The organism is Pseudorhodobacter antarcticus, assembly GCF_900110135.1.
Taxonomy (GTDB): domain Bacteria; phylum Pseudomonadota; class Alphaproteobacteria; order Rhodobacterales; family Rhodobacteraceae; genus Pseudorhodobacter; species Pseudorhodobacter antarcticus.
In genome coordinates this window covers 1-1,975 of the sequence record NZ_FOCO01000103.1, presented here as the reverse complement: position 1 = coordinate 1,975, position 1,975 = coordinate 1, and the positions used below count along the sequence as shown (strand labels likewise).

Annotated in this window: 2 protein-coding genes; both read right to left on the bottom strand. The window is 56.2% G+C overall.

All coding sequences use genetic code 11. The annotated features are described in order from the left end of the window. Positions 1-266: 266 nt before the first annotated feature. Entirely contained in the window at positions 267-1,010 is a 744-nt protein-coding gene (locus tag BMY36_RS19040) for a SapC family protein (protein WP_050520778.1), read from the bottom strand. Positions 1,011-1,151: 141 nt separating this feature from the next. Then, on the bottom strand, positions 1,152-1,975 hold an 824-nt coding region (locus BMY36_RS19035; protein ID WP_217646643.1), incomplete at its 5' end, for a ShlB/FhaC/HecB family hemolysin secretion/activation protein.

Below are 1,975 nucleotides of genomic sequence, written 5' to 3'. Positions count from 1 at the left end.
GCGAATGGTTCTTTCGTTTCTTCATTCTGGATCACTTCTCTCATCATGTGATCCACCTTAACAACTGGTCCGAAATTCCGCGACCAACTCTCTGCGTGCCCTTGAAATTATTCATGCCGAGGGCCATCAAAAATATGAAACTGTAACCATCAGAGAACGTTGCCATATCTCGGCTTCAGCTGGAAGCTTAAAGGTTGCGACAGTACCCCGAGGCCAGACCCCGCAAGGCATGACGCATCCCTGAGGGCAGACCCGCTTTGCCTGCTTCAGTCCGCTTGACCACCGTTTGCGCGTCGCTCGGCCCGAACCAGAAGAGCCGGCAGACGCGACAGAGATGCAAGATGTGCCTGAATGACCGAAAGCATCCCGCTGCGGAACAGGTCCAGCACGTCCGCATCGCCCAGTGCCGCCAGCCGCTCGGCACTGACCCGTTGAAATCCACCAAGCGACAGCCGCGTCCCGTCGGGAAGCGAAGCGGTTGCCGTCGCCTGTTCCAAGAGATCAAGCGTACGCAGGCGCTCAGTAAAGCTGCGCGTCACCGCATGCTGGGTCTGATAATCAGAGGCGAATTGCAGCATCGTGTTGAGGTACTGGGTGCGATTGCCGTCGCTGTCGAACAAATGCTCGCCCTTGTCATCCTCATTCACGCCCTCAAAAGCGGTGTCAATGCACAAGGTAAACGGCTCGCCCTCGGTGCCGCCCGAAAAGACGAAAGGATAGCGGCGCAAAAACGCGGGCACATAATCGCCATCCCACGTCCCATCGGCGTTGACGCAAAGGTTTTCGTCGGCCCGAAGGCCAATAACCAGCGCCGGGGTCATCGCCTCACCCTCGGCCGCGAAAATAATCGGGTATTCGGCAGACGCTTTTTCAAACTCGGCCACCACCAAAGGCACGGAATTCAGTGCCGCGGCAAAGCCAAAGCTTGTGCCCTGACGAACCGAAAGGCCGCGATGTTCATCAGCCGAAACCGGCACTGCATTTTCGTAGATCATCAATTGCTTGGTCATAAATCCGGCCCTCTACTTCATTCAAATGTCTGGGAACTGTGCAAAATCTGATCCCGCGCCACAACCCCTATCTTCCGCTGGACAAGCACGGGCAGCCCCCGGTCAGGACGCTGCCGCAGCCGCGACCAAAAGCCACCAAGTTCAGAAACGCGACAGCGTCAGCGTGGCTGACAGCGTCGCCTTTGATTGATTTGCCAACGTCTTTTTCAGCGGCACCCCAACAACCACGTCAAAGCGACCATGCCTGTTGAACGCATAGGACGCGCCCATTCCCGTGGACATCAAGGTGGTCACCTTGGGAAAAGAGGAATACACTTCTCCCGCATCAAGGAAAACAAAACCGTTGACGGTCTTATCTTTCACTTTGAACGGCTTGTGCAGCTCAAGGTTGACATAAAAACCATCGTCTCCGGCCACGCCATCTGACGGATAGCCTCGGACGGTGGTCGGGCCACCGATCTGGAACAACAACTCACCGGGCACCGAGACTTCTTTGGTAGACTGCCATGCGCCGCGCCCGATAAGGCTCAGTTCCGTGCCAAAGCGGTAGCTGCCGTCGAACGATCCCGTAAGAACGGAATACGTGTTGGAAGAAGCCGCGATAACGTCATTAACCTTGGCCGAAACATTCTGGATCTGGGTGTCAAAGGACCAGTTGTCGCCATACGCGCCCAGCGAAAAGCCTGCCGAGAATTTCGTCGTGCCCGCCTCAACCAGCGGAACGCCCGCCGAATAGGACCAAGACTTGCCTTTGAAAGCAGAGCCAATGGCCTGCAAGACGAACTTGTCACGGGCAATGATCGGCTGGGTCAGGGTGACAGACGCCGAACGCGCTTTACCTTTAAGGTCAAGCGCCACAGTCGGACCGGCCACCACATTATAGCGCGACACGGCTCTGTTGCACAAATCCCATGAGGGATTCATCTTGTGAATCCAGCATGGTAGCTGTGTGGTATGAGTAAACC